A 25,453-nucleotide genomic window follows, 5' to 3' on the forward strand; every position below is an offset into this window, starting at 1 on the left:
TAGTGTAGCGGAAATGCGGCCTGGCGGCGGGGATGGGGCCAAAACGGGAATGGATGAGTTGTTTTTATGGCAGGCCCGGCTCGCCGTCGGCCAGGCTGGCGCCGCACGTGCTGTGATCGAGGATGGCGGCTTCGTACTGGCGTATCTGCGCGTCCAGGCAGGCGATTTGCTGGCGCAGTAATTGATGCAGCGCAATCTGGCCAGCGTGGAGATGGCCTTCCAGGCATGCCATCTCCTGCTTGCGCAGCTGCCGCACGGCTTGCAGGCGGCGCAGCCACAGGCGCAGCTCCACGTAGGCGGGCGAGGGCGGCGTCCAGGGGGCGGGGCGTGCCGCCGCGCAATACTGGGCCAGCACCACGGCGCCGCGCGCCACGCTGTCGGGCAAGCCGCGGCCGCGCGCATATGCTTCCAGCGGACCCGGCTCGGCATCGCAGACCAGCATGCCCATCTCGGCCAGCGCGCGGGCTGGCGCCTCGCTGTACGGCATATCGAGGCGCAGACAGACGCGCAAGCCCATGACGGGCACGTCGTTCCGTTGCAGCCAGCTGCGCAGCCAGCGGTAGCCGGCCAGGTCGTTTTCCAGCACCTTGCACAGCACCTCGCCGCCCGAGAGCAGCACGGCTTTCAGCAGCAGCTTGCCCGTTTCGATGCCGACGAAGGCAGTTTCCTGTTTGATCGCGTGTGCCATGATGAGTTCCCCCCCCTGTGCAGTCTTATACGCAGCGGCGGCGCGTTTGGATGCAGTCGCGCTGTACATTCCTCAAAGAAATATGTTGAAAAGACTGTTGCATCGGCGCCTATGGCGTCTTCCAGCCCCTCTGCACGGGGAAAAATCCGTGTAAGCTGGCGCCATGACGACTGTATCCATCCCCCATACCGATGTGGCCGGTGAGCCATTTCCCGCCGCGCGTTTCATCAAAGAAATAGGGCGCGGCAAGAACGGCGCGCGCAGCATGACGCGCGACGACGCCCGCGCCCTGTACCGCGCCATGCTCGAGGGCCGCGTGTCGGACCTGGAACTGGGCGGCATTTTGTTGTCGATGCGCATCAAGGGCGAGTCCGTGGACGAGATCGCCGGCTTCCTCGACGCGGCAGAGGCGTCGTTCGCCCCGCTGGCCGCGCCGGCCGGTGAATTTGCCCCGATCATCATCCCCAGCTACAACGGCGCGCGCAAGATGGCGAATCTGACGGCCTTGCTGGCGCTGCTGCTGGCGCGCGCGGGCGCCCCCGTGCTCGTGCATGGCGTGACCAGCGACCCGGGCCGCATCACGACGGCCGAAGTGCTGGCCGCGCTGGGCGTCCCGGCCTCGCTCGACCATGCACAAGCCGAGGCCGCCATGGCGCGCGGCGAAGCGGCCTTCCTGCCCATCGAGGCGCTGGCGCCGCGCCTGGCGCACATGCTGTCGTTGCGGCGCGTGCTGGGCGTGCGCAATTCCACGCATACCCTCGTGAAAATCATGCAGCCGTTCGCCGGGCCCGCCCTGCGCCTGGTGTCGTACACGCACCCCGAATACCTGGAAATGCTCGGTGAATATTTCCTGACCGCCTGTGATCCCGCGCGCGGCGACGCCTTCCTGATGCGCGGCACGGAGGGCGAAACGGTGGCCAACGCCAACAAGGCGCAGCAGATCGACTGGTTTCACGGCGGCGAGCGCACGGTGCTGGTGGAAAAGCAATTGCTGGTGGAAGAGTTGCCGCATTTGCCGGCCGAGCGCGATGCGGCCACCACGGCGGCCTGGATCGCCGCCGTGCTGCGCGGCGAGGTACCCGTGCCGCCGTCGATCGCGGAACAGGTGGAGCAATGCCTGATGGCATCGCGGCAGATTGCAGCACGGCCGCGCTAGCCGCGCCGCCGCAGTTTACAATGGCGTCTTTGTAATCAGCGGTGACCGGAATTCTTATGGCAAAACAATTTGATGTGGCAGTGATCGGCGCGGGCGCGGCCGGCATGATGTGTGCGGCTGTTGCCGCCCAGCAAGGCAAGCGCGTGGTGTTGATCGATCACGCGGCCAAGCTGGCCGAAAAGATCCGCATCTCGGGTGGCGGGCGTTGTAATTTCACCAATATCAACGCCACCCCGCAAAATTTCCTCTCGGAAAACCCGCATTTCTGCAAGAGCGCGCTGTCGCGCTACACGCCGCAGGATTTCCTCGCGCTGGTGAAAAAATACCGGATCGGCTACCACGAAAAGCACAAGGGCCAGCAATTCTGCAATGAATCGGCCGAGCAGATCATCGATATGCTCAAGGATGAGTGCGCCGCCGGCGGCGTGCACTGGCGCATGCCATGCAAGATCGACAATGTTGTCCAGCAAGCGGACGGCGGCTTCGTGCTGCAGACGGACAGCGGCGACATCGAGACGGCCAGCATCGTCATCGCCACAGGCGGCCTGTCGATCCCGAAGATCGGCGCCACCGACTTTGCCTACCGCATCGCCAAACAATTCGACCTGGCGATGGTCGAACCGCGTCCGGCCCTGGTGCCGCTGACGTTCGACCCGGCCAGCTGGGCGCCGTTCGCGGAATTGTCCGGCATCGCGCTGGAAGTCGATGTGGAAACGGGCAGCCTGAAAGGCCGCAAGGCCACGGGCGCGCGTTTCCGCGAAGATTTGCTGTTCACCCATCGCGGTCTGTCCGGTCCGGCGATTTTGCAGATTTCCAGCTACTGGCTGCCGGGCGAACCCATCGTCATCAACCTGCTGCCGGAAGTGGACGTGGCGCAGACCTTGATCGAAGGCAAAGGCACCCTGAAGAAGCAGCTGGGCAATATCGTCGCCCAATGGCTGCCGCAGCGTCTGGCCGACTGCCTGCTGGCCACGAACGGCCTGGCGCCGGACGCGCGCATCGCCGACATGCCCGACGCGCAGTTGCGCAAGCTGGGCCAGGCCATCAATGCCTGGTCCATCGTGCCGAACGGTTCTGAAGGCTACCGCAAGGCGGAAGTGACGCGCGGCGGCATCGACACGCGCGAACTGTCGCAGCAGACCATGATGGCCAATAAGGTGCCGGGCCTGTATTTCATCGGCGAATCGGTCGACGTGACGGGCTGGCTGGGCGGTTACAACTTCCAGTGGGCCTGGGCTTCCGGCGTGGCGGCAGGTATTGCCTTGCAGTAAGCAACTCTGTAGGATGGGGGCACCGGTGCGTGGTTTACGCCACATTCCGGCAATGACTGCAGGCTGCATGCCGCACGCAAGTGGGGAGGGGCTTCCCTTTCGCAATAAAAGCTGCTACTATCTATCTCTTCCTATACACCACCTCAACGGTTTGAATTTTACATGACCACTATTCGCCTTAAAGAAAACGAGCCGTTCGAAGTCGCAATGCGTCGCTTCAAACGCACCATCGAAAAAACGGGTCTGCTGACCGAATTGCGCGCACGCGAATTCTACGAAAAGCCAACAGCTGAGCGCAAGCGCAAGCTGGCAGCTGCTGTCAAGCGTCATTACAAACGCATCCGCAGCCAACAACTGCCGAAAAAATTATTCTAAGACTGTTCAGTCAGAACCAACCCGGGTAGTTCGGCGCATTGTTCGCCACGGGTTTTGTTTTGATTCGCCTGGAGTGATACTTCAGATGAGTCGCATACCCGCTCCGGTTCGCCGCAGCGGGTTTTCGCTTTTGTGGCCCGTACTTGTTTCTGGCCGCGCACGAGCACCGTTCCCATACTGACCAACGAGGATTGCCATGAGCTTGAAAGAACAAATTACCGAAGACATGAAAAACGCCATGCGCGCCAAGGAAACGGGCAAGCTGGGCACGATTCGCCTGTTGCTGGCGGAAATCAAGCGCAAGGAAGTCGACGAGCGCATCGAATTGACGGATGCCCACGTGACGGCCATCGTGGAAAAGATGATCAAGCAGCGCAAGGATTCGATCACCCAGTTCGAAGCCGGTGGCCGCGCCGACCTGGCCGACATCGAAAAAGCCGAGCTGGTGCACCTGATCGGCTACATGCCTGCTGGCCTGTCGGACGAAGAAGTGGCGGCCGAAGTGGCTGCCGCCGTGGCCGCCTCGGGCGCCGCCGGTCCGCAAGACATGGGCAAGGTCATGGCCATCGTCAAGCCGAAGCTGGCTGGCCGCGCCGACATGACCGTGGTGTCCGCCCTGGTCAAGAAAGCCTTGACGCCGGCCGCGTAAGCAACAATAGTAGCAAGGGCTGCCAGCCGTCGCGCTGGCAGCCTGTTAACAGCCCACACGTTGACCTGGCTCAACCTCCGGCCACGTGCGGTAGTATAGTCTGACCTATAACAAGACCCGCCCTCGCCAGTGATACCTCAATCCTTCATTTCCGATTTGCTCAACCGCGTCGATATCGTCGATGTCGTGGGCCGCTATGTGCAGCTGAAAAAAGGCGGTGCCAATTTCATGGGCTTGTGCCCGTTCCACAGTGAAAAGTCGCCCAGCTTTACCGTCAGTCCCACCAAGCAGTTCTATCACTGCTTCGGCTGCGGCGCGCATGGCACCTCGATCGGCTTCCTGATCGAGTACTCGGGCATGGGCTTTGTCGACGCCGTCAAGGACCTGGCGCAAAACGTGGGCATGGTCGTGCCGGAAGCGGACGACAAGATCCCGCCGGCCCAGCGCGCGCAGATCCAGGCGCAGAGCCTGGCCCTGTCCGACGCCATGACGCAGGCGTGCGATTATTACCGCGGACAATTGCGCCACGCGCCGGAAGCCATCGCCTACCTCAAAAACCGGGGCTTGACGGGCGAAGTGGCCGCTCGCTTCGGCATGGGTTTCGCGCCGGGCGGCTGGGATAATCTGCGTTCCGTGTTCCCCGATTACGACGTGGTGGCCCTGGCCGAGGCCGGTCTCGTGATCGACAAGGTCGATGAAGAAGGCAACAACCGCAAGCGCTACGACCGTTTCCGCGAACGCATCATGTTTCCGATTCGCAATACCAAAGGTCAGGTCATCGCCTTTGGCGGCCGCGTGCTCGACCATGGCGAACCGAAATACCTGAATTCGCCGGAAACCCCCTTGTTTTCCAAGGGGTTCGAACTATATGGGCTGTTCGAGGCGCGCCAGGCCATCCGCGACGCCGGCTACGTGCTGGTGACGGAGGGTTACATGGACGTGGTGGCGCTGGCGCAGATGGGTTTCCCGCAAGCGGTGGCGACCCTGGGTACGGCGTGCACGCCCACCCACGTGCAAAAACTGCTGCGCCAGACCGATAACGTGATTTTCAGCTTCGACGGCGACAAGGCCGGCCGCCGCGCCGCCCGCCGCGCACTGGAAGCGAGCCTGGCCCACGTGTCGGACAATAAGACGATCAAATTCCTGTTCTTGCCGTCGGAACACGATCCGGACAGCTATATCCGCGAATTCGGCGCCGAGGGTTTTGAGCAGCAAGTGCATGAAGCGATGCCGCTGTCGCAGTTCTTGCTGAAAGAAGTGTCGGGCGAGCATGATTTGTCGGAGCCGGAAGGGCGCGCCCGCGTGCAGTTCGACGCCAAGCCGCTGCTGCAGCTGATGGCGCCGTCGTCCCTGCGCCTGCAGATCGTGCGCGGCCTGGCGCAGCTGACGCAGTCCACGCCGGCCGAGATCGAAGCCCTGTTCGAACTGGCGAAACCCGTTGCCGTGGCGCACCGCGCGCCGCCGAAATCGGGCCGTCCCGTGCCTGTCGGCCTGGAATTGAAGATCATGCGCATGCTGGTGGCGCATCCACCGTTGACCTTGCGCATCGACGAAGCGGCGCTGACGGCCTTCCAGCACCTGGGGCCGGATGCGGCGCACAGCCTGGGGCAGCTGGTGGCCGTGGGCCAGGCGCTGGGCGAGCATGGCAGTTTCGCCGCCTTGGCGCAGCAATTGAAGGAGCTGGGCAGCGAATACGACGAGATCATCGGCGAGATCGCGGCCGGCACGGAATCCGATTACGACAGCGAATTGTCGTGGCTGGTGAGCACCATCCGCGAGATCAAATTGAATGCCTTGAAGGCGGAATTGCAGCAATTGTTTGCGTCGGGTTTGCCATCGGAGAAAATTGGTGTACGCTACCGCGAAATCATGCAGGAGCAAGGCGAGCTGGAACGCGAACGCGATGCCGAGTTGGTGAATCGCTAACCTTGCTCTGAGGGTATGTCGCGCACTGGAAAAACATTTTTCGCGTGCTATAATTAAATGCTAAGTATTGTGTGCTTTGGCAAGCTAGTTCTGTTTCGTAAATAGTATTTGTTTTCAGTAAGTTAGGCTCTTGATCGGCGCGGTGGATCGTGTCGGCAGCCAGGGCCAACTGGCGGTTTCGGCGTTGCGGGCAAGGCTCGCAGACGCTGGCAAGCCGCGCCAGGCTCTCGCTCCCAACGCGGTCGATGCAGGAATTTTTGCCGAGGCGGCTGGCAACAGCCGGTGGACAGGAATTGCTGCGCTTCCCGCGGATCGTGGCCGATGAGGTGTAAGTAACGTAACAGTGTCGAATTTGCGTAGTCGGCAGGTTCGAAGATGGTGGTTCCCGCAGGTAGACAGGGAACTGGCAGCAAACTTTATCCTAATCCACCGTAAAGCAAGTCGTTGTGTAATCGAAAGCGCCTGTGCCAATCAAGAAACCCGAATCCAAAGCGGCTGCAAAGCCCACTAAAGTTACCACGAAAGCCGAAAAGGCGCTCGACCGGCCAGAAGCGCGCGTGACCAGCGCGCCGCCTGTGGTCAGCCAGACCACCGACGCCGCCACCCTGGCGGCCATCGATACGTCCGGCTATGTCTTGCCGTCGGTAAAAGTGCCAGGCCGCCGCGGCCGCAAGCCCAAAGAATTCCAGCCAGAAAATGATGAAGTCGCCGCGCTGAACGCCGTCGAGCGGGCAGAACTGAAGGCCGTCGACAAGGCCAAGGCCAAGGACCGCAAGGCGAAAGAGCGCGCGCTGCTGAAGGATGCGTTCTCGTCCGATACGGAAGCGAGCGAGGAAGAACTCGAGCGCCGGCGCCAGAAACTCAAGACCCTGATCAAGTTCGGCAAGGAGCGCGGTTTCCTGACGTATGCGGAAATCAACGATCACTTGCCCGAAAACATCGTCGATCCGGAAGCCATCGAAGGCATCATCGGCACCTTCAATGACATGGGCATCGCCGTCTACGAACACGCGCCCGATGCGGAAACGTTGTTGCTGTCCGATAACGTTGCCGTCGTCACCAGCGACGACGAGGCGGAAGCGGCGGCCGAGGCCGCCTTGTCGACCGTCGACTCCGATTTCGGCCGCACCACCGACCCCGTGCGCATGTACATGCGCGAAATGGGCTCGGTCGAGCTGTTGACGCGCGAAGGCGAGATCGAGATTGCCAAGCGCATCGAAGATGGCTTGAAAGACATGATCCAGGCCATTTCCGCCTGTCCCGTGACGATCGCCGAGATCATCGCCGCCGCCGACCGCATCGCCAACGAAGAGATCAAGATCGACGAAATCGTCGACGGCCTCGTCGATGAAAACGAACCGGTCGCCGCCGCTCCTGTCGTGGCCGCTCCCGTCGAAGAAGACGAGGAAGAGGGCGAAGCGGAAGAAGAGGAAGAAGAGGAAGAGGAAGAAGCGAGCGCTTCGGGCGCCGCCGGCTTCTCGGCCGAACAGCTGGAAACCCTGAAACGCACGGCATTGGAAAAATTTGCCGTCATTTCGCAGCAATTCGACAAGATGCGCCGTGCTTTCGAGAAAGAAGGCTATAACTCGAAGCCGTACGCCAAGGCGCAGGAAGCCATTTCGCAAGAGTTGCTGGGCATCCGCTTCACGGCCAAGGTCGTGGAAAAGCTGTGCGACACCCTGCGCGGCCAGGTCGACGAAGTGCGCCATATCGAGAAACAGATCCTCGACGTGGCCGTGAACCGCTGCGGCATGCCGCGCGCCCACTTCATCAAGGTCTTCCCGGGCAATGAAACCAACCTCGACTGGGTCGATGGCGAAGTCAACGCAGGACACGCGTACAGCGCCATCCTGGGCCGCAACATTCCGACCGTCAAGGAACTGCAGCAGCGCCTGATCGACCTGCAGGCGCGCGTCGTACTGCCGCTGCCGGACTTGCGCAACATCAACCGCCAGATGGCGGCCGGTGAAATGAAGGCGCGCAAGGCCAAGCGCGAAATGACGGAGGCCAACTTGCGCCTGGTCATTTCGATCGCCAAGAAATACACGAACCGGGGCCTGCAATTCCTCGATTTGATTCAGGAAGGCAATATCGGCCTGATGAAGGCCGTCGACAAGTTCGAGTACCGCCGCGGCTACAAGTTCTCGACGTATGCGACCTGGTGGATTCGCCAGGCGATTACCCGCTCGATCGCCGACCAGGCGCGCACGATCCGCATTCCCGTGCACATGATCGAGACGATCAACAAGATGAACCGGATTTCCCGCCAGATACTGCAGGAAACGGGTGCGGAACCCGATCCGGCCACCCTGGCGATCAAGATGGAGATGCCCGAGGACAAGATCCGCAAGATCATGAAAATCGCCAAGGAACCGATCTCGATGGAAACGCCGATCGGCGACGACGACGATTCCCACCTGGGCGACTTCATCGAGGACAACAACACCCTGGCGCCGGCCGACGCAGCGCTGCACGCGTCCATGCGGGGCGTGGTCAAGGACGTGCTCGATTCCCTGACGCCACGCGAAGCAAAAGTGCTGCGCATGCGTTTCGGCATCGAGATGTCCACCGACCACACCCTGGAAGAAGTGGGCAAGCAATTTGACGTGACGCGCGAGCGCATCCGCCAGATCGAAGCCAAGGCGCTGCGCAAGCTGCGCCACCCATCGCGCTCCGACAAGCTGAAAAGCTTCTTGGAAGGCAACTAGAAGCCAATAGGGCTTGACGTACGCCCCTGATACCCCTATCCTCGCGTGTCCGTTTCCAAAACGGCCGCGCGAGGCGGGCATCAACAGCGCCGCCACGCCGCAGTCCCCCTGGGCCTCTAGCTCATGCTTGGTTAGAGCAGCGGACTCATAATCCGTTGGTGCCGTGTTCGACTCACGGGAGGCCCACCAGAATTTCTAGCAAAAAAATCCCCGGCGGGTGACTGCCGGGGATTTTTTTATGCGCGACAATCACCGCAAGGTTTACTATTCGGACAGACTAGCTGGCTTCGTCACTAATTTCATCTTTATGTCGGTACGGAGTACATAAGAGGCGTTGCGTACTTTGCCTGCCGTTCAATCTTGTATTTGCAATTGAGTACGCCGCAGGTCATCATCGTTTTTCAATACGGTTATGGTTGTGCTTGTGTCTGAATTGCGGACCTGACCCTGCCAGATGTTCACCTCGCGGAAATGACCGCGTTTTCGTTAGCAACCGGTCTTCGTAAAAGTAATGTCACGGGATTGTGCTGGTCGCAGGTTGACATTGCTAGGCGTTTAGCTTGGATTCATCCTGATCAGTCTAAAACGCGTAAGGCGATTGCCGTACCGTTAAATGTCGATGCATTGCGTGTCATAGTGTTGCAAATTGGGAAGCATCCTATACGGGTTTTTAGCTATAACGGTGAACCTGTCAGGGAAGTGACTAATGCTGCATGCTATAAAGCACTCAAACGTTCAGGGATTGACGATTTTCGATGCATGATTTGCGACATACATGGGTAAGTTGGCATGTGCAGTCCGGCACGCCCTTGAACGTACTGCAGGAGTTGGGTGGGTGGGAGAGTCCCCAGATGGTTCGACGGTATGCGCATTTTTCAGCAGATCATCTAACTGCGTATGCAAATAAGTTACCTACATTTATACGGTAAATTGTATTTTGGTAGTGAGTAATTGCTTAATACGAAAAATATCAATTTTTATGTTGCCAATATTTTAATGGTGTACTATTAATCAGGCGAAATTTTTCGTCATTAATTTTATATTTAAAAATGGGGGGCATATGCTGGAAAAAATTAAAAATGCAATTAATAACCGTGAAGAGTTAGCGTTTACCTACAGTGGCATAGCAAGGGTTGTGCAGCCTGCCGCAGTTGGTGTTTCACGTGCAGGGAATGATGTTCTTAGGTGTTATCAAACTCAAGGTGGGCATGTGGTTGCTAATCACACTTGGGATTTGTGTGACTTGAGTAAAATATTTGGCTTGGCTGGAACCGGGGCGAATTTTGCGGTTGATCCGCCTGGATACAAACGCGGGGATCGTCACATGTTGAAAATTTACGCTGAGCTGTAAATTTTTTGATATATATTGCTCGATGTGAGGCATTGTATTAAGTAGAGCATGTGTCTCATAATCCATTGGTGCCGTGTTCGACTCACGTGAGGCCCACCAGAATTTAGCAATATCAGAACAAGCCCCGGCGGGTCACTGCCGGGGCTTTTTCATGCTGTCGTACAATCGCGGCATTGCGATTAATGAGGGATGAGACAAGATGACGGCTGAAGTGAAGATTGACGATATCGTGGTGGGTGACGGCAAGGCGGCGGTGCGTGGCGCGCTGGTCACGGCGCATTACCGGGGCTGGCTGGAAGATGGCACGGAGTTTGACTCGTCACACATGCGGGGCGAGCCGTTTCGCTGTGTGTTGAGCAATAACAAGGTGATCCAGGGCTGGATTCTGGGTTTGCACGGCATGCAGGTGGGTGGCAAGCGCAAGCTGTGGGTGCCGGCGGAGTTGGCGTATGGCGAGCGGCAGGTGGGTTTGATTCCACCGAACTCCAATTTGACCTTCGAGATTGAATTGCTGGAAGTGCTGACGCGCGATTGATCGCTTGACGCGCAATCAGGCGGGCAGGGCACTTGCGTTGACTCCGGTTTGTTGCGTGAGCAGTTGTTCGATGTCGGCACGCAGCGCCTGCTGGGTGGGGAAGTTGGCATAGCGCAAGGTCACGTAACCGGCCAGCCTGAGCATGGCGTCGCGTTCCTTATCCTGGCGTTCGCGGCCGGCGTGGCTGCGGTCGTCGAGTTCGATCACGGCGATGACGTTCAGTTGCTGGCTGCACAGGACAAAATCGGCCACCTTGCGGTCGAAACGGTTTCTGTTTGCCCGTCCCTGCGCCGTCACCAGTGCGGAAAACGCCACTTGCGCCAGCACCGTGCATTCCGGCAAGGCTGTCTGCAGCAGGTGGTACATCTGCTGCTCGCGCGCCGTCATGACGGGTTTTCTTTGCAGGCGCAGCGGCTTGCGCGACTTGGCAGCCTGGCGCGTGGCCAGCATGGCAAGGAACAGGATCACTGCCGCGATGGCGAGCAGAACGGTGTAGGAAGGCATGGGCTGGCACCAGAATGGACGAGTCCTGATGGTACGCGAACAGCGGCGTGCTTTCGTGCCGCTGCCCGCATATTCAGGTGGTGTGCTTGTGGAAGATCAAGCCTGTTTCAAGTTGACCTGCATCATGTCCAGCGCCGGCACGATGTCGTGCAGGCTGGCCACTTCACAGGTGGGGATGGCGGCCGAGGTGTTGGCCATGTTGTCGGGGTTGAACCAGCAGCTGGCTATGCCGTAGCGGTTGGCGCCCAGGATGTCGGCGTCCAGCCGGTCGCCGATGATGATGGTCGTTTCCTTGCTGAATGCGCGCGCCATGTTGGCCGCGTATTCGAAGAAGCGCACGTCCGGCTTGGCGTGGCCGCACGCTTCGGAGGTGGCGACGAAGGAAATGTAGTCGCTCAGACCGGAGGCGGCGATGCGGCGGTTCTGGATGGACTCGACGCCGTTGGTGATGATGCCCACTTCGCCGAGGCGCGACAGCGTTTCGCACACTTGTTTGGCGCCATCGATGAGCACGACCGTGTCCGGCAGCGATTCCAGATACAAACGGCTGGCCAGTTCTGGGTCGATTGCGATGCCGTTCAGCGCAAACGTCTTGCGGAAGCGTTCCACCTTCAGGAAATCCTTGCTCACCTCACCCGTCTCGAAACGTTTCCACAGGTCGACGTTGATCGCCTGGTACTGGGAAAACAGCGCGTCGATGCCGTCACGCAAGCCCAGTTCATGCATGGTGTGCAGGAACGAGCGTTTTTCGGACGCCCGGAAGTCGAGCAGGGTATCGTCGAGGTCAAACAGGAATAGCTGGTAGGTCATGGTAAGTATTGAAAGCGTGGAACTTGTCTTGCATCGTAGCACGTAGTGCCGAGTTCGGTTGACCATGCCCTGCGCGGGCGATCCGCTACAATCGCTGCCGGACCCGTCACTTTCACTTCATTCCTCCCATGACCCAGCTCTCCGTCAACGTCAATAAAATCGCCCTGCTGCGCAATTCGCGCGGCCGCAATTTCCCGGACCTGCTCGCGTTTTCCGCGCGCTTTCTCGACCTGGGTGCCGCCGGCATCACCTTGCACCCGCGCCCGGACCAGCGCCATGCGCGCTACGATGATGTTGCTCCGTTGCAGCGTCTGTGCGCGGAGCGGGGATGCGAGCTGAATGTGGAGGGCTATCCGGCGGCGGAATTTCTGGAGGTGCTGAAAAGCACGCGCCCGGCGCAATGCACCCTGGTGCCCGACATGCCGGGCCAGCTGACGTCCGATCACGGCTGGGACATCGAACGGCATGCGGCGCTGTTGCGCCCCGTCATTGGGGAATTGAACGACCTGGGCATCCGCGTCAGCCTGTTCGTCGATGCCGACTACCCTGCGCTGGAATGGGCGCGCGAGGTGGGCGCGGCGCGGGTCGAGCTGTACACGGAACGGTTTGCTGAGAGTCATGGCGGCGCGCAGGCCGATGCCGTGTTTGACACGTATCTGCAGGCGGCGCGGCGGGCACAGGCGCTGGGGCTGGGCGTGAATGCGGGGCACGACCTCGATTTGCACAACCTGGCGCGCTTCCTGGACATTCCCGGCATCCTGGAAGTGTCGATCGGCCACGCGCTGGTGGTCGAGTGTATCGAGCAGGGCATGGACAAGGTGCTGGGCCGCTACCTTGAGATATGTCAATCGTAGGGCTGCCGCACATCGAACGCGCTTGCCGCTTGCTGACCTTGCTTACCAGTCATTTCTGAATGGATTTTTGCATGTTTGACGCAACTGCGGGGAGTGGCTTGAGGAGTGGTATTGAGCGCACTATTTGCACTGAAACCTGACCATTTTCGTTTGCTGTGTAATGGCTGCAACGCACTGTTTGACGCCTGGCAAAGCCATGCGCAGGTAGCGTTCGGTACCCGCATACAGGCAGTCCACCTGAAACAGATACTCGGGCGCATCAAAATTGATGTCCCAGCGTTGATGCAAGGTGCCGTTGCGTGTCCATTCCTTGTCCGGGGCCAGGATAGGCAAGGCTTCGCCAGTTGCTGGCGGCTGATCCGCCGGATAGGACAGCACGCGTACGCCATCGAGTTTGCTGGCCGGCAGGTTCCAGCTTGAGGGAGGCGCTTGCGGGCAAGACACGGACGCAATGGGGGCCGCGGCAACTGGCCGCATCGCCGTGGCAGCGATGGCCAATGCCAACAGTGCGAGCGGTTTCATTCCACTACCGAATAGAGTTCGGGACGATTCGATGCCCCGGCCGCCGAACGGCCGAAGTAGATCACGCGGGCGTGTGGTTACGCCACTGCTCGAAACTCAATGCCGCCAGGCACCTGGCGAATGAATAGCGCCGCATGATTGCCCTGCCGCAGACTCTGATAGCGGCCGTTGACGAAGGTGGCAATCACTGTGCCTTTCGCGATACCGCCTTTTTGTAAGGCATAGCGTTTCTCTCTGTGGCCGACGATAGAGAGAGCGTACGCAAGGCGTGGGTTAGCATCTTGATGTGGGCCAGAGCAATACGGAGCATTGACGTAGGTCAGGTCCCCGTGTGTCACGTCAGCAACCTTACATATCCACCCACCAGTTGAGCAAGGTTTCATCATCGTCGTCATCGAGGTTGACGTAGATATTGGCGAAGTACCATTCCACGCCCGTTGCTTCTCGGAAGGCGTCAAAGGGACCGTTGACGTTGTAGATGCCGTGGTGTCCCGGCACGCTGAAGGTGAGGTTGCCCTTGTACTGGCCGTCCAGGGTGCCGCCCAGCTGGCTTTGCACGTCGCGCTCGAGCAGGTCCACTGCCTCTTGCGACACGTCGTCGGCATCGTAGATATGGATGCAGAAGTTGCCGCCGCGCTTTAAGACTTCGGCGGGTGCCAGCGGGTTGGCGATGTTGACGATGTCGCCGCGTGCCAGGTTCAGGGTCAGGCCGGGCGAGGCCAGCAGTTCGTAGACGTGCTCGTCGATCTGGCGCGCCGGCAGGGTTTCATACACGGGACCGCTGGTGTTTTCGCCTGCCAATACGCGGATGTGCGGCAAGCCTTCGCAATTGATGTCTTCCATTTATTCTTTCATAGTGCCGGCGCCATGTGCTGCCAGGCGCGCCAGGTAGAGGGTTGTGGCAATATTGTACCGGGTACGTATCTGCTGGCAGAGCACGCAACGGTGCAAACGAGGAGAAACAATGGAGAATGCGGTGCAAACAGGCGGCTGTCTATGTGGCGCGGTGCGCTTTGAAGTAAGCGGCGAGGGTAGCAATGCGCACAGCTGTTCCTGCCGCAATTGCCAGCAGCATACGGGAGCGCCGACGGTGGCGTGGGTGGAGTTTGCGCGCGATCAAGTGCGCTGGACGGGCACGGCTGGCGCTCCGGCCACCTACCGCTCTTCCGATTATTCCAGCCGGGCCTTTTGCGCCGCGTGCGGCAGTTCCATCGGCGCCATCGACGACGCGCCGACGGTGGCCTTGCTGGTGGGCAGTTTTGATGATCCTGCCCAGGCGGCCTTTGCGCCAGAATATCACTCGTTTGACGATGTCAGGCCGGTCTGGTGGCATTTTGATCCGGCCGCCATGGCGCCTGTCGCAGGCAGTTAGCCGGGCGCGTCAGACTGGCGGCGTGGCCAGGAAGGCGGGCAGGGTTTCCGCCGAGCGCGTGTAGGCGTGCACGGCAGGATAGTCGGCCGGCTTGACGATATCGGGCGTTTCCAGCTGGGCGAAGCTCCAGCCGACGGCAATGGTCACGCCCGCCTCGTCGATACGGCCCGTCTCGCCAGGCAAGGGCAGCTGCGCGCATTCCTGCTCCAGCGCATTCCAGGCGGCATGCAGTTGCATGCTGACCCGTTCCAGCCACGGCGCGTGTTGCTTGTCGAGCGGACGCAGCTTGCGTTCGTAGACGATTTGCACGGCTTTTTCATAGGCGGCCAAGGCCAGGCCCGTCAGGCGCAGCGCCCGCACGCTGTCGGCGAGGGGAGGGGCGGACGTGTCCGGGCGCAGCAGCGATAGATATTGCAGGATCAAGGTAGAGTCCATCAGCACTTGCCCATCGTCCAGGACCAGGGTCGGCACCTTGATGACGGGGTTGATCTCGCGCACGGCATCCATGTTGCGGAACACGGACAGCGACAAGTGCTCGTAGCTAATGCCCTGCAGTTGCAAACAAATGGCGACCCTGCGCACATAGGGCGAGTCGAGCATACCGATCAGTTTCATGGCCAGTCTCCGGGGTAGTCGGGGAATGCCTACGATACCCGCTTGCCTGGCCGTTTGCCAGCGCCGTTTAATTGTGCGCGCTGATACCGCTGCGGAATTGTTCGAAACCGGCGCGCGCTGCCTTGTAGCAATTGCCGGCGGCCGCTTCCAGGCCTTCGCGGTCGAGCACTTCGACCGTGCCACGGCGGTACTGGATCAATCCTTCGTCCTGCAGCTTGCGGGCCGTGACGGTGACGCTTTCGCGGCGCACGCCCAGCATGTTGGCCATGGTGTCTTGCGTGACCTTCAGCTCGTTCGACAGGGAACGGTCGAGGCGGTCCAGCAGCCAGCGGCACAGCTTTTGCTCGATGCTGCAATGGCGGCCGCCCACCACATTTTGCGCCATCTGCGCAAACATGGCGCTGGTATAGCGCATCAGCAATTGCGCCAGGGCGCCGCCTTCATTGAAGACTTCCCGCAGGAAGGCCGTTTTCAGGCGGTAGCCGTAGCCGGCCGTCTGCACGATGGCGGTGCAGGTGGCGCGTTCGGCTTCGTACAGCACCACGCCGGCCACGCCTTCGCGGCCGATGACGGCGATTTCGGTGGTGGCGCCGTCTTCCATCACATATAACAGGGAAACGATGGCGTTGGTGGGGAAGTACGTGTAGTCAATCTTGCCGCCACAATCGAACAGGTGCTTGCCGGCAGGCAAAGCGACCAATTCCAGCTGGCAAAACAGGCGCTCCAGATCGGTGCGCGACAAGGCGCGCAGCAATTCGTTCTGTTGCGCGCCGGTGATGCTGATCATGGGCGTGGCGGGAGCGGCTTGCCAGTTATGCTGGGCAGCGGCGTGGTTATTCGTTGCAGGGGTCAGGTTGCTATAAGCTTTGTACATGGTAGGGCCTCGTCTTCTGATTTTGTTGGATGGCGCTGCTTTTCTGGCTTGCTAGCGTTGTGCTGAATCTTGTATCCACTATAGAACCAGGGGGCGGCGGCGGGCATCGGATGAGCCGACGCGCTTATGTAGGCTAGGAACATTGCCTCGTGTCATCCGACTCCTACGCCTGCCGCTTGATTTTTCCGTGTGGAAACAACAGTGCCTGGACAAAAAAATGCTGCACCTTGCCCGCGACACCTGAACTTTGGCCGCTTGCCGCGATCAAAGCAGTCTGCGCTGCATGACGATGGTGATAAAATGTTGCATTGCGGAAATTTTGCCGGCGTGTCGGAATGAGCCGTCTCATGGCCTGCGCCGCGATGGCGCGCGCGCCTGTCTAGTCCCGTTTATCCGTTTAATGAAGGAAAGCAACGCATGAAATGGTTTTTTGATCTGAAAATTGCCACCAAGCTGATCTTGTCGTTTGGCGCCGTGCTGCTGTTGACGGCCGCGCTGGGCGTGTCGGCGATCCTGTCCATGGCGCGCATCAATACCGCGTCGACGGATCTGTCCGCCAACTGGATGCCCAGCGTGCTGGCGGCCATGTCCATGCGCAGCGATGTCAGTGATTTCCGCCGCTGGGAACTGGCGCACATGCTGGCCGCCCAGGATGCCGACATGGCGCAGAATGAAACGCGCATGACGGAAACGCAGGCAAAGCTGAAGACGGACGGCGACAACTACCGCCGCCTGATTTCGGAACCGGGCGAGAAAGAAGTATTCGAGCGTTTCCTGACGCTCAACGATGAATTCATGCGCCTGCACGCGACCATGCTGAGCCTGTCGCGCGAGATGAAGAAGGAAGAGGCGCGCGCGCTGGCCGTGGGGCCGTCCGCCAAGGTCATGGCGGACATGATGGTGGCGCTCGATAAGCTGGTGGCCATTAACACGGACGGCGGCGTGCGTTCGAGCGCCAGTGCCGACGCCACCTATGCGGCGTCGCGCGCCAGCCTGATCGGTTTGCTGGTGGGCATCGTCGTCATCGGCATGTTGCTGGCGCTGTGGGTGGCGCGCAGCGTGGCGCGTCCGCTGATCGAGGCCGTCGGCGTGGCGCGCCAGGTGGCGGCCGGCGACTTGACGGCGCATATTGTTGTGCAATCGCAAGACGAAACGGGGCAATTGATGCAAGCTCTGAAAGACATGAATGCCAGCCTGCAAAGCCTGGTGGGCCAGGTACGCAGCGGCACCGATACCATCGCCACGGCGTCGAGCCAGATCGCCGCCGGCAACCAGGATCTGTCGTCGCGCACGGAAGAGCAGGCCAGTTCGCTGGAAGAAACGGCCTCGTCGATGGAAGAACTGACCTCGACCGTGAAGCAGAATGCGGACAATGCGCGCCAAGCCAACACCATGGCGCTGACCTCGTCGAGCATCGCCATCGAGGGCGGCAAGGTGGTCAGTGAAGTGGTGGGCACGATGGCGTCGATCAACGCGTCGTCGCGCAAGATCGTCGACATCATCGCCGTCATCGACGGCATTGCCTTCCAGACCAATATCCTGGCCCTGAATGCGGCCGTCGAGGCGGCGCGCGCAGGCGAGCAGGGGCGCGGCTTTGCCGTCGTCGCCACGGAAGTGCGCAACCTGGCGCAACGCTCGGCCGCGGCGGCCAAGGATATCAAGGTGCTGATCGGCGATTCCGTCGAGAAGGTCGAGGCGGGCTCGAAACTGGTGGACCAGGCGGGCCGCACGATGGATGACATCGTTGCCAGCATCACGCGCGTGACGGACATCATGAGCGAGATCACGGCCGCCAGCAGCGAGCAGAGCGCCGGTATCGAGCAGGTCAACCAGGCCATCGCTCAGATGGACCAGGTGACGCAGCAAAATGCGGCCCTGGTGGAAGAGGCGGCCGCGGCGGCTGAATCGATGCAGGAACAGGCTGCCAGCCTGAGCGAAGTGGTCAGCATCTTCAAGCTCAATGCGACCGGCGCCGCCGCGAGCCGGCCGCGCGCGCCCGTCAGCGTCAAGGCGCCGGCAGCCGTGACGCCGGCAGCTGCGCCACGTCAATTGGCCGGCACGGCGCGCCGCGCGGCGCCAGTGGATGAGTGGGAAAGCTTTTAATTAAGCGCGCTTGCGTGGTTTCCTGACGCCTTTGGGGACGGGTGCTGCAGCGGCTTGCTGGCGCTGTTGCCACGCCCTCAGGGCTGCTTCGTAGGTGGCCAGGTCTTCCTGGTACATTTCCAGCACGCAAAAGGTACAACCGCTGTGGCAGCACTCGTCATTGCCCGGTTTGCTGGGCGCTTGCGGTGGCGGATCGTGGGGGAAAGGCGGGGTAGGCATGATGAGGGCAGGGGACGGCGGAGCAGGCATCAGAGCAGGCATAGGAGCTGGCATAGGACCTAGCATGATACGGCATCCCGGCGCGTCGTTGCTGGAACGCTTTTTGCTCAAAAATCACGGTTTCCGTGTACAGTTGCGGTGAATTAGGGTATCGTTTACAGCACTGATATTGTATCTTCTGCGCGCGATGTTCCGCCGGCGCGATCTCCGCCGCCATCGCAGCACACCTCTTCGACGCTCCCGCATACGCCCTACAGCATGTCCCGGAGCACGGAGGTGCCGCAAGAACGATGATCCATGGCTTGCAAGACGGAGCTGCCTGTGCCCCGAAATGTTGTTTATTGAGAAAGCATGGCTTCCGCAGTGCGGAGGCACACCAGAAAATTTATGTCTGAAACCGAATCGACTCCTACGCCCAGCCCGGCGATTGCCCCTGAAGCGGCGCCTGCCGCCGCACCTGCACCTGCCGCATCCGCTGCTCCCAGCCTGACTTTTGCCGACTTTGGCCTCGCGCCCGAAATCCAGCGCGCCCTGACCGACCAGGGCTACACCCATCCGACACCGATCCAGGAACAAGCGATTCCCGTGGTATTGCAAGGCCGCGATGTGATGGGCGCCGCGCAAACGGGTACCGGCAAGACGGCCGGTTTTTCCTTGCCGATCATCCAGTTGCTGATGGCGCATGCCAGCAGCAGCATGTCGCCGGCACGCCACCCGGTGCGCGCGCTGATCCTGACGCCGACCCGCGAACTGGCGGTGCAGGTGGCGGAAAACGTCAAGGCTTACGCCAAGCACACGCCGCTGCGTTCGACCGTCGTCTTCGGCGGCATGGACATGAAGCCGCAAACCGTCATCCTGCGCGGCGGCGTCGAAATCGTCATCGCCACGCCGGGCCGCCTGCTCGACCATATCGAGCAAAAGAACATCAGCCTGAGCCAGGTGCAGATGCTGGTCATGGATGAAGCGGACCGCATGCTGGACATGGGTTTCCTGCCGGACTTGCAGCGCATCATCAACTTGTTGCCGAAGCAACGCCAGAACCTGATGTTCTCGGCCACGTTCTCGCCAGAAATCAAGAAACTGGCCGCGACCTTCCTCAACGATCCGCTGACGATCGAAGTGGCGCGCAGCAACCAGACGGCCGACAAGGTCACGCAAGTGGTCTACAAGGTGACGGAAGACCAGAAGCATGCCCTGGTCGCCCATCTGCTGCGCCAGCGCGACCTGAAACAGGTCATCGTGTTTTCGAACACCAAGATCGGCGCCTCGCGCCTGGCCCGCGTGCTGGAGCAGGAAGGCATGAGTGCCACGGCGATTCACGGCGACAAGAGCCAGCAAGAGCGCATGGCGGCGCTGGAAGCGTTCAAGAAGGGCGAGATCGACGTGCTGGTGGCCACCGATGTGGCGGCGCGCGGCCTGGACATTTCCGACTTGCCTTGCGTCATCAACTTCGACTTGCCGTACAACGCGGAAGACTATGTGCACCGCATCGGCCGCACGGGCCGCGCCGGCGCCTCGGGCGACGCCATTTCGATCTACTCGGATAAAGACGAGCGCTTGCTGGCCGATATCGAGAAGCTCATCAAGCAAAGCATCAAGCGCGGCGAATTGACGGGCTTCAACCCGGCTCCGGCCCGCAGCAGCGACAGCGAGCGCCGTCCGCCGCGCCGCAGCGAAGGTGGCGAGGCGCGTCCCGCGCGCGCCTCCGAGAGCCGCCATGCCGGCGAGAGCCGCGACAGCCGCTCCGCCGAACGCGGCACGCGTCCCGCCTTCGGTCCTGGCGCCCGCCGCGAAAAGGCCGATCCCTGGTTCCTGAAGCCATATGAGCCAGCCAAGGCAGCAGCCCCGGTTGCCAGCAGCACGACGCCGGTGCCGGTCAAGCCGAAGCAGAAGGTGGCGGCGTTGCTGGGTGGTTTGTTGAAGTAATAACGTTTATCAGTCTGTATTCTGGATGGCGCAGACGCTGGGGCATTGTCCCCAGCGTTTTTTTTTGCGTGTTGTTGCCTCGGGGTCGATGCCGCAGGCGGCGTGACTGTCTTGTTGTCTGCTGAAATTATTGCTCTAGCAACTTTCCCGCGTGAAGCCTGCAGGCTGTCTTTAAAGATTTGATAGCGTGGTATTTCTCTTTGACGGGTATGGGCGCATAGACGACCTGGCTTGCTGTCATGGCCGCAGCAGGTGGGAATTGTTGAGGATTGGCTTGCTTTAAAGCATGTGCGGCAGAATCTGGCATGCAGGGCAAATATTATAGGTGGTGGCGGTGGCTATGTTGGTGCGGAATTGTGACAAGGTGTAAAACCGTACAAGATGGTTAGAAAATAGGAGGCTGTGCATATATCATGCAGGTTTGGAAGGCAGCATCTGGAAATGTCGAAAAGTGTTGGGTGTTGGCGGCGTGCCGTCGCTGGCATGCCGGAGGGATGGATGGCGTTGCAGCTGGGGTGCTCTGCCGTGTGATGCGGAGTGCCGGAGCAGGCCGTTAATTGCATTATCAGTCATTGCGTCATTGCTTGCTTAATTGAAAATATTTTCTGCATCTGCTGCAGTATATTTATGCAGACAATATGCTTTCTGTCTATCGTTGTTGCGAAGAAATGGAGCTGTGGTTGCATGGCGGGATGTGGTTTTTAGGCGAGAATTTCGTATTTTTAGCAAGACAATAATGTTAAAATGGTGCGACTGTATTTTTAAAAAGCAATTAGAAATATCTTGCGTCACATCATTCAGCGCATTCTGATCTTCTTGGATTCATGTCATCTTTGATGTGGGATGATTCATCGATTAGTCGGTTGTCAAAGTGGCTGGCTGTGTTGCTCGGGCTCTCGATTACTTTGAGCTTGTTACGGTTCCCGTTTTGAGGCACGTCAATTTGTTGCGCTGACCAGGCTAGGGTAAATGTATGTCCGGCTGAGTCTCGGGCAATATCTATCCTCTCCTTCTCCTGGTTAGTGCAATGTGCTACCGAGTCGCCCCGACGGATATGATGCCGATTTGTTAACGATATCGGTATCTGCTGAGCATGTTGCGTTTATTTAATTCGTTATTCTCATTTAATTAATAATATAAAAATGTTATCAGATAAGTCTATTCTCATTACCGGCGGAACGGGTTCGTTCGGCAAGGCCTTTGTCAAAACCGTGCTGGAGCGTTATCCGACCATCAAGCGCCTCGTGGTATTTTCGCGCGATGAATTGAAGCAGTTTGAAATGGCGCATGAGTTTTCGGATGAAAAGTATGCCGGTATCCGTTATTTCATCGGCGACATCCGCGATGAAGCCCGCCTGCGCCGTGCGCTGGAAGGGATTGATATCGTGATTCATGCTGCTGCGTTGAAACAAGTGCCCGCAGCGGAATATAACCCGTTCGAATGCATCAAGACCAACGTATTGGGTGCGCAAAACCTGATCGAGGCTTGCCTGGATACCAAAGTGCAACGTGTAGTTGCCTTGTCGACAGACAAGGCTGCCGCGCCGATCAATCTGTACGGCGCTACCAAGCTGTGCTCGGACAAGCTGTTCGTTGCAGCCAATAATATCGTTGGTCATCGCGATCTGCGTTTCAGCGTCGTTCGTTACGGTAACGTAATGGGCAGCCGCGGGTCGGTGATTCCATTCTTCCTCGAGCGCCGCGCGACGGGTGTCCTGCCGATCACCGATACGGCCATGACTCGTTTCAACATCAGCCTGCAAGAAGGCGTGGACATGGTACTGTGGTCGCTCGAGAACGCCTGGGGCGGCGAAGTACTGGTGCCGAAGATTCCTTCCTACCGCATCACCGATGTGGCTGAAGCCATTGGTCCTGAATGCAGCTTCCCTGTTGTCGGCGTGCGTCCAGGCGAAAAGATTCATGAGGAAATGATCACTTCCAGCGACAGTTTCAATACCGTTGATATGGGCAAGTATTACGCCATCCTGCCGATGAGCGCCAAGTATTCGACGCAAGAGTATTGCGACAAGATGGGCGCCAAATTGGTGCCGCCAGGTTTCTGCTATGACAGTGGCAGCAATACCGATTTCCTGAGCAAGGAACAATTGCGCGAGTTGATCCAGGCTCACGTTGACCCTACCCATACCGCGTAAAACATGACGATGATTCCTTACGGTCGACAGGATATTTCCGAGGCCGATATTCAGGCCGTCGTCGATGTCTTGCGCTCCGACTTTCTGACGCAGGGGCCGGCGGTGCCGGCGTTCGAGCAAGCGCTGGCGACATATTGCGGCGTATCCCACGCGATTGCAGTCAATAGCGCCACGAGTGCCTTGCATATAGCATGCCTGGCACTGGGCGTCGGCCCGGGGGATCTGGTCTGGACCAGTCCAAATACCTTCGTTGCCAGTGCTAATTGCGCCTTGTATTGTGGCGCCGATGTCGACTTTGTCGATATCGATGCGCGCACCTACAATCTGAGCGTGGAGGCGTTGGCGCACAAGCTGGCACAGGCGAAGCTGGCTGGGCGTCTGCCGAAGGTTGTCATCCCCGTGCATTTGACGGGGCAGCCTTGCGACATGCTTGCCATCCATGCATTGGGCCAGGAATACGGTTTCAAGATTATCGAAGATGCTTCGCATGCCATCGGCGGCAAGTATCGTGGCGAAGCCATAGGCAATTGCCGCTACAGCGACATTACCGTCTTCAGCTTTCACCCTGTGAAGATTATTACCAGTGCCGAAGGCGGCATGGCTACCACGCAAGATGCACAGTTGGCGACCAGCCTGCAGCAACTGCGCAGCCATGGCATTACGCGCGATCCTGAGCTGATGACACATGCGCCCGATGGTGCATGGTATTACCAGCAGGTCACGCTCGGCTACAACTACCGCATGACCGACATGCAGGCGGCGCTTGGCCTGAGCCAGATGGTGCGCCTCGATGAGTTCGTGGCACATCGCCATGTCATGGCGCGCCGCTATGATGCCTTGCTGGCTGATTTCCCTGTCATCACGCCATGGCAGCATCCTGACGGCTATTCAGGCTTGCATCTGTATGTGATCCGCCTGCAGACCGAGCGCTTGACGCAGACGCACCGCGACGTCTTCGACGCCCTGCGCGCGCAATCGATCGGCGTCAATCTGCACTATATTCCCGTGCATACCCAGCCTTACTATGAGGCAAAAGGTTTCAAACCGGGCGATTTCCCGGAAGCGGAACATTATTATTCGCAAGCCATCAGCCTGCCCATGTATGCCACCTTCACGGACGAGCAGCAAGACCGCGTTATCGAGGCCTTGCGGAAAGCGCTGAAATGAAAATAGGCTTGGGCGCAGTTCAGTTCGGGCTCGATTATGGTATCGCCAATACGGCAGGCAAGGTCAGCGAAGGGGAAGTGGCGGCGATTCTGGCCGCTGCGGCCCGGTTGCAATTGACATTGATCGATACGGCGGCACTGTATGGCGACAGCGAGGCGGTGCTTGGCCGTGTGATGTCGCCTGCCGCGCCTTTCGATATCGTGACCAAGACGCCGCAGTTTTCCGGGGCGGCCGTGACCGAAGTGGAGGCGCAGCAACTGGAAGACAGCCTGCACGCCTCGCTGCGCAAGCTGCAGCGCCCCAGCGTCTATGGCCTGCTGATCCACCGCGTCGACGATTTATTGTTGCCGGGCGGAGAAGCGCTGATGGCGCGCATGGCACTGTTGAAGCAACGGGGTCTGGTCAGCAAGATTGGCGTGTCCGTCTATACTGGGCAGCAGATTGATGCCGTACTGGCGCGCTTCCCGATCGACCTGATTCAGCTGCCGATCAACGTGCTGGATCAGCGTCTGCTGCATAGCGGACATTTGCGCAAATTGAAACAGGCTGGCGTCGAGATACATGCCCGCTCCGCGTTCCTGCAAGGCTTGCTGCTGATGGCGCCTCATGACTTGCCGGCCCATTTTGACGGTGTGCGCGAGCATTTGGCCGCCTATCACCGTTTTATTGCAGGACAAGGTCTGACGCCGCTGCAAGCCGCGCTGGGCTTTGTGACCGGGCTGGAGGAGATCGACCAGGTGGTATGTGGCGTCAATTCCAGTGTGCAACTACAGGAAATATGCGCGGCGGCCGGACACACGGCCGCAGGCGCCGCGCGCGCCGGCTATGACGCGTTTGCGATCTGCGACGAAGCGATCGTCAATCCGGCCTTGTGGCAGCAGGCAAAGGGAAAATCATGATATTGGCAATACTGCAGGCCCGTGTTTCATCGTCGCGGCTGCCAGGCAAGGTGCTCAAGCCCTTGCTGGGCGAGCCGATGCTGCTGCGCCAGATCGAGCGTTTGCGCGACGTCCGCCAGATCGATCAATTATTGGTGGCTACGAGCCGTGAAGCGTCGGATGACGCCATTGAAGCATTGTGCGTGGCTAACGGCATCGCTTGCTTCAGGGGCGATCTGAACGACGTGCTGGAGCGTTTTCACCAGGCGGCGCAAACGTTTGCACCCGAGCATATCGTGCGTTTGACGGCCGATTGTCCGCTGACCGACCCCGCGTTGATCGACGAGGTTATCGCGTTTTATCTGGCCGGCGGCTACGACTACGTCAGCAATTGTGTCGAGGCCAGCTACCCCGATGGCCTCGATGTGGAGATTTTCCGCGCCTCTTGCCTGGATGAGGCGTGGCGCGAAGCGCGTCTGCCGTCGCAGCGCGAGCATGTTACGCCGTTCATTCATCAGCAAACCGGGCGCTATAAGGTGGGTGTGTACCGTCACGCCACGGATTTGTCGCACTTGCGCTGGACGGTGGATGAGCCGAAGGATTTCGAGCTGGTTTCCATGATTTATGACGCGCTGTATCGGAAAAACACGCGGTTTTCAATGCAGGATGTCCTGTCCCTGCTGGAGCAGCGCCCCGAACTAGTAAATTGGAACACCATGCATGGACGTAACGAGGGATATCAAAAATCGCTCGACGCCGATGCCATACCGACTACCCCCCCCACCATAGAGAACTAA

The 25,453-nt window shown here is 59.6% G+C and carries 26 protein-coding genes, 1 tRNA gene and 1 pseudogene; 18 read left to right on the top strand and 10 right to left on the bottom strand.

Annotation, left to right across the window (positions count from 1 at the left end):
• Positions 1–64: 64 nt before the first annotated feature.
• Positions 65–688, bottom strand: coding sequence for a hypothetical protein (locus AC07X6_RS18900; protein ID WP_494792006.1), 624 nt, complete (start codon positions 686–688; stop codon positions 65–67).
• A gap of 163 nt (positions 689–851) precedes the next feature.
• Here AC07X6_RS18900 and ybiB point away from each other — a divergent pair, with 163 nt between their 5' ends.
• The 10 genes and pseudogenes from ybiB (at position 852) to AC07X6_RS18950 (ending at position 10,659) form a co-directional block, all read left to right on the top strand.
• The gene (ybiB, locus tag AC07X6_RS18905) at positions 852–1,844 is read left to right on the top strand and encodes a DNA-binding protein YbiB (RefSeq protein WP_494792007.1); all 993 of its coding nucleotides are present in this window, start codon (positions 852–854) and stop codon (positions 1,842–1,844) included.
• A 56-nt stretch (positions 1,845–1,900) separates the two neighbouring features.
• On the top strand, positions 1,901–3,115 hold the full coding sequence (locus tag AC07X6_RS18910) for a BaiN/RdsA family NAD(P)/FAD-dependent oxidoreductase (RefSeq protein WP_230539917.1): 1,215 nt from the start codon (positions 1,901–1,903) through the stop codon (positions 3,113–3,115).
• Between the two features lie 162 nt (positions 3,116–3,277).
• Positions 3,278–3,490, top strand: a complete 213-nt coding sequence (gene rpsU, locus AC07X6_RS18915; protein WP_008451879.1) for a 30S ribosomal protein S21 — start codon at positions 3,278–3,280, stop codon at positions 3,488–3,490.
• A 196-nt stretch (positions 3,491–3,686) separates the two neighbouring features.
• Positions 3,687–4,139, top strand: coding sequence for a GatB/YqeY domain-containing protein (locus AC07X6_RS18920; protein ID WP_070223119.1), 453 nt, complete (start codon positions 3,687–3,689; stop codon positions 4,137–4,139).
• A gap of 129 nt (positions 4,140–4,268) precedes the next feature.
• Positions 4,269–6,065 (top strand): DNA primase, encoded by a 1,797-nt coding sequence (dnaG, locus tag AC07X6_RS18925; protein WP_070287782.1) that lies wholly within the window; start codon positions 4,269–4,271, stop codon positions 6,063–6,065.
• 464 nt (positions 6,066–6,529) lie between these two features.
• Entirely contained in the window at positions 6,530–8,773 is a 2,244-nt protein-coding gene (gene rpoD / locus AC07X6_RS18930; RefSeq protein WP_076567827.1) for an RNA polymerase sigma factor RpoD, read from the top strand.
• Between the two features lie 110 nt (positions 8,774–8,883).
• Positions 8,884–8,962 (top strand) — tRNA-Ile (locus AC07X6_RS18935).
• A 258-nt stretch (positions 8,963–9,220) separates the two neighbouring features.
• Positions 9,221–9,702, top strand: a pseudogene (locus AC07X6_RS18940) (site-specific integrase); the annotation flags it as partial.
• A gap of 131 nt (positions 9,703–9,833) precedes the next feature.
• Complete coding sequence (locus AC07X6_RS18945; RefSeq protein ID WP_492959582.1) at positions 9,834–10,124, top strand: hypothetical protein; 291 nt, start codon at positions 9,834–9,836, stop codon at positions 10,122–10,124.
• A 199-nt stretch (positions 10,125–10,323) separates the two neighbouring features.
• Positions 10,324–10,659 (top strand): FKBP-type peptidyl-prolyl cis-trans isomerase, encoded by a 336-nt coding sequence (locus AC07X6_RS18950; RefSeq protein ID WP_494792008.1) that lies wholly within the window; start codon positions 10,324–10,326, stop codon positions 10,657–10,659.
• A gap of 15 nt (positions 10,660–10,674) precedes the next feature.
• Here AC07X6_RS18950 and AC07X6_RS18955 read toward each other — a convergent pair whose 3' ends face one another.
• Together AC07X6_RS18955 and AC07X6_RS18960 are read right to left on the bottom strand one after the other, a co-directional pair.
• On the bottom strand, positions 10,675–11,163 hold the full coding sequence (locus tag AC07X6_RS18955) for a DUF2726 domain-containing protein (protein ID WP_494792009.1): 489 nt from the start codon (positions 11,161–11,163) through the stop codon (positions 10,675–10,677).
• A gap of 96 nt (positions 11,164–11,259) precedes the next feature.
• On the bottom strand, positions 11,260–11,973 hold the full coding sequence (locus AC07X6_RS18960) for a YjjG family noncanonical pyrimidine nucleotidase (protein ID WP_494792010.1): 714 nt from the start codon (positions 11,971–11,973) through the stop codon (positions 11,260–11,262).
• A gap of 128 nt (positions 11,974–12,101) precedes the next feature.
• On the opposite strand from AC07X6_RS18960, the gene AC07X6_RS18965 reads away from it, so the two are divergent.
• Positions 12,102–12,827 (top strand): pyridoxine 5'-phosphate synthase, encoded by a 726-nt coding sequence (locus tag AC07X6_RS18965; RefSeq protein ID WP_494792011.1) that lies wholly within the window; start codon positions 12,102–12,104, stop codon positions 12,825–12,827.
• A gap of 120 nt (positions 12,828–12,947) precedes the next feature.
• On the opposite strand, the gene AC07X6_RS18970 is transcribed toward AC07X6_RS18965, so the two are convergent.
• From AC07X6_RS18970 to AC07X6_RS18980, 3 genes are all read right to left on the bottom strand, one after another.
• On the bottom strand, positions 12,948–13,349 hold the full coding sequence (locus tag AC07X6_RS18970) for an STY0301 family protein (protein WP_494792012.1): 402 nt from the start codon (positions 13,347–13,349) through the stop codon (positions 12,948–12,950).
• Between the two features lie 77 nt (positions 13,350–13,426).
• Positions 13,427–13,744, bottom strand: a complete 318-nt coding sequence (locus AC07X6_RS18975) for a BPSL0067 family protein (protein ID WP_494792013.1) — start codon at positions 13,742–13,744, stop codon at positions 13,427–13,429.
• On the bottom strand, positions 13,698–14,192 hold the full coding sequence (locus tag AC07X6_RS18980) for a DUF4265 domain-containing protein (RefSeq protein ID WP_230539908.1): 495 nt from the start codon (positions 14,190–14,192) through the stop codon (positions 13,698–13,700). The genes AC07X6_RS18975 and AC07X6_RS18980 overlap by 47 nt, the downstream gene beginning before the upstream one ends.
• Before the next feature lie 121 nt (positions 14,193–14,313).
• Between AC07X6_RS18980 and AC07X6_RS18985 the strand changes: the two genes are divergently transcribed.
• Entirely contained in the window at positions 14,314–14,721 is a 408-nt protein-coding gene (locus AC07X6_RS18985; protein WP_494792014.1) for a GFA family protein, read from the top strand.
• Positions 14,722–14,730: 9 nt separating this feature from the next.
• Here the strand turns inward: AC07X6_RS18985 and AC07X6_RS18990 are convergent, their stop codons facing one another.
• The 3 genes from AC07X6_RS18990 to AC07X6_RS19000 form a co-directional block, all read right to left on the bottom strand.
• Positions 14,731–15,336 carry a glutathione S-transferase gene (locus tag AC07X6_RS18990; protein ID WP_474292686.1) on the bottom strand — a complete coding sequence of 202 codons (606 nt, stop codon included), beginning with the start codon at positions 15,334–15,336 and terminating at the stop codon, positions 14,731–14,733.
• A gap of 67 nt (positions 15,337–15,403) precedes the next feature.
• Complete coding sequence (locus AC07X6_RS18995; RefSeq protein WP_230539986.1) at positions 15,404–16,123, bottom strand: Crp/Fnr family transcriptional regulator; 720 nt, start codon at positions 16,121–16,123, stop codon at positions 15,404–15,406.
• Positions 16,124–16,373: 250 nt separating this feature from the next.
• Positions 16,374–16,559 (bottom strand): hypothetical protein, encoded by a 186-nt coding sequence (locus AC07X6_RS19000; protein ID WP_494792015.1) that lies wholly within the window; start codon positions 16,557–16,559, stop codon positions 16,374–16,376.
• A gap of 68 nt (positions 16,560–16,627) precedes the next feature.
• On the opposite strand from AC07X6_RS19000, the gene AC07X6_RS19005 reads away from it, so the two are divergent.
• On the top strand, positions 16,628–18,313 hold the full coding sequence (locus AC07X6_RS19005) for a methyl-accepting chemotaxis protein (RefSeq protein ID WP_494792016.1): 1,686 nt from the start codon (positions 16,628–16,630) through the stop codon (positions 18,311–18,313).
• Here the strand turns inward: AC07X6_RS19005 and AC07X6_RS19010 are convergent, their stop codons facing one another.
• Positions 18,314–18,532: an oxidoreductase-like domain-containing protein gene (locus AC07X6_RS19010; protein ID WP_230539903.1), complete on the bottom strand. Its 219-nt coding sequence runs from the start codon at positions 18,530–18,532 to the stop codon at positions 18,314–18,316.
• Between the two features lie 387 nt (positions 18,533–18,919).
• On the opposite strand from AC07X6_RS19010, the gene AC07X6_RS19015 reads away from it, so the two are divergent.
• From AC07X6_RS19015 to AC07X6_RS19035, 5 genes are all read left to right on the top strand, one after another.
• Positions 18,920–20,458: a DEAD/DEAH box helicase gene (locus AC07X6_RS19015; RefSeq protein ID WP_494792017.1), complete on the top strand. Its 1,539-nt coding sequence runs from the start codon at positions 18,920–18,922 to the stop codon at positions 20,456–20,458.
• 1,142 nt (positions 20,459–21,600) lie between these two features.
• Positions 21,601–22,611 (top strand): UDP-N-acetylglucosamine 4,6-dehydratase (inverting), encoded by a 1,011-nt coding sequence (gene pseB, locus AC07X6_RS19020; protein ID WP_230539901.1) that lies wholly within the window; start codon positions 21,601–21,603, stop codon positions 22,609–22,611.
• Positions 22,612–22,620: 9 nt separating this feature from the next.
• Positions 22,621–23,778 (top strand): UDP-4-amino-4,6-dideoxy-N-acetyl-beta-L-altrosamine transaminase, encoded by a 1,158-nt coding sequence (gene pseC, locus AC07X6_RS19025; RefSeq protein ID WP_230539985.1) that lies wholly within the window; start codon positions 22,621–22,623, stop codon positions 23,776–23,778.
• The gene (locus AC07X6_RS19030; RefSeq protein ID WP_230539900.1) at positions 23,775–24,677 is read left to right on the top strand and encodes an aldo/keto reductase; all 903 of its coding nucleotides are present in this window, start codon (positions 23,775–23,777) and stop codon (positions 24,675–24,677) included. Before pseC ends, AC07X6_RS19030 begins: the two co-directional genes overlap by 4 nt.
• Complete coding sequence (locus AC07X6_RS19035; RefSeq protein ID WP_494792018.1) at positions 24,674–25,453, top strand: cytidylyltransferase domain-containing protein; 780 nt, start codon at positions 24,674–24,676, stop codon at positions 25,451–25,453. Before AC07X6_RS19030 ends, AC07X6_RS19035 begins: the two co-directional genes overlap by 4 nt.

This window comes from Janthinobacterium sp. GW460-12-1-14-LB5 (genome assembly GCF_059423585.1).

Excerpts from the sequence above, each read along its gene's own strand:
- AC07X6_RS18920 (WP_070223119.1), top strand. The coding sequence starts at position 3,687 with ATGAGCTTGAAAGAACAAATTACCGAAGACATGAAAAACGCCATGCGC.
- AC07X6_RS19015 (WP_494792017.1), top strand. The coding sequence starts at position 18,920 with ATGTCTGAAACCGAATCGACTCCTACGCCCAGCCCGGCGATTGCCCCT.
- AC07X6_RS18975 (WP_494792013.1), bottom strand. The coding sequence starts at position 13,744 with ATGACGACGATGATGAAACCTTGCTCAACTGGTGGGTGGATATGTAAG.
- AC07X6_RS18955 (WP_494792009.1), bottom strand. The coding sequence starts at position 11,163 with ATGCCTTCCTACACCGTTCTGCTCGCCATCGCGGCAGTGATCCTGTTC.
- AC07X6_RS18970 (WP_494792012.1), bottom strand. The coding sequence starts at position 13,349 with ATGAAACCGCTCGCACTGTTGGCATTGGCCATCGCTGCCACGGCGATG.
- rpsU (WP_008451879.1), top strand. The coding sequence starts at position 3,278 with ATGACCACTATTCGCCTTAAAGAAAACGAGCCGTTCGAAGTCGCAATG.
- AC07X6_RS18945 (WP_492959582.1), top strand. The coding sequence starts at position 9,834 with ATGCTGGAAAAAATTAAAAATGCAATTAATAACCGTGAAGAGTTAGCG.
- AC07X6_RS19000 (WP_494792015.1), bottom strand. The coding sequence starts at position 16,559 with ATGAGACGGCTCATTCCGACACGCCGGCAAAATTTCCGCAATGCAACA.
- AC07X6_RS18985 (WP_494792014.1), top strand. The coding sequence starts at position 14,314 with ATGGAGAATGCGGTGCAAACAGGCGGCTGTCTATGTGGCGCGGTGCGC.
- AC07X6_RS18990 (WP_474292686.1), bottom strand. The coding sequence starts at position 15,336 with ATGAAACTGATCGGTATGCTCGACTCGCCCTATGTGCGCAGGGTCGCC.
- AC07X6_RS18910 (WP_230539917.1), top strand. The coding sequence starts at position 1,901 with ATGGCAAAACAATTTGATGTGGCAGTGATCGGCGCGGGCGCGGCCGGC.
- AC07X6_RS18900 (WP_494792006.1), bottom strand. The coding sequence starts at position 688 with ATGGCACACGCGATCAAACAGGAAACTGCCTTCGTCGGCATCGAAACG.
- AC07X6_RS18960 (WP_494792010.1), bottom strand. The coding sequence starts at position 11,973 with ATGACCTACCAGCTATTCCTGTTTGACCTCGACGATACCCTGCTCGAC.
- AC07X6_RS19030 (WP_230539900.1), top strand. The coding sequence starts at position 23,775 with ATGAAAATAGGCTTGGGCGCAGTTCAGTTCGGGCTCGATTATGGTATC.
- AC07X6_RS18965 (WP_494792011.1), top strand. The coding sequence starts at position 12,102 with ATGACCCAGCTCTCCGTCAACGTCAATAAAATCGCCCTGCTGCGCAAT.
- AC07X6_RS19035 (WP_494792018.1), top strand. The coding sequence starts at position 24,674 with ATGATATTGGCAATACTGCAGGCCCGTGTTTCATCGTCGCGGCTGCCA.
- pseB (WP_230539901.1), top strand. The coding sequence starts at position 21,601 with ATGTTATCAGATAAGTCTATTCTCATTACCGGCGGAACGGGTTCGTTC.
- AC07X6_RS18995 (WP_230539986.1), bottom strand. The coding sequence starts at position 16,123 with ATGATCAGCATCACCGGCGCGCAACAGAACGAATTGCTGCGCGCCTTG.
- AC07X6_RS19010 (WP_230539903.1), bottom strand. The coding sequence starts at position 18,532 with ATGCCTACCCCGCCTTTCCCCCACGATCCGCCACCGCAAGCGCCCAGC.
- pseC (WP_230539985.1), top strand. The coding sequence starts at position 22,621 with ATGATTCCTTACGGTCGACAGGATATTTCCGAGGCCGATATTCAGGCC.
- AC07X6_RS18980 (WP_230539908.1), bottom strand. The coding sequence starts at position 14,192 with ATGGAAGACATCAATTGCGAAGGCTTGCCGCACATCCGCGTATTGGCA.
- AC07X6_RS18950 (WP_494792008.1), top strand. The coding sequence starts at position 10,324 with ATGACGGCTGAAGTGAAGATTGACGATATCGTGGTGGGTGACGGCAAG.
- ybiB (WP_494792007.1), top strand. The coding sequence starts at position 852 with ATGACGACTGTATCCATCCCCCATACCGATGTGGCCGGTGAGCCATTT.
- AC07X6_RS19005 (WP_494792016.1), top strand. The coding sequence starts at position 16,628 with ATGAAATGGTTTTTTGATCTGAAAATTGCCACCAAGCTGATCTTGTCG.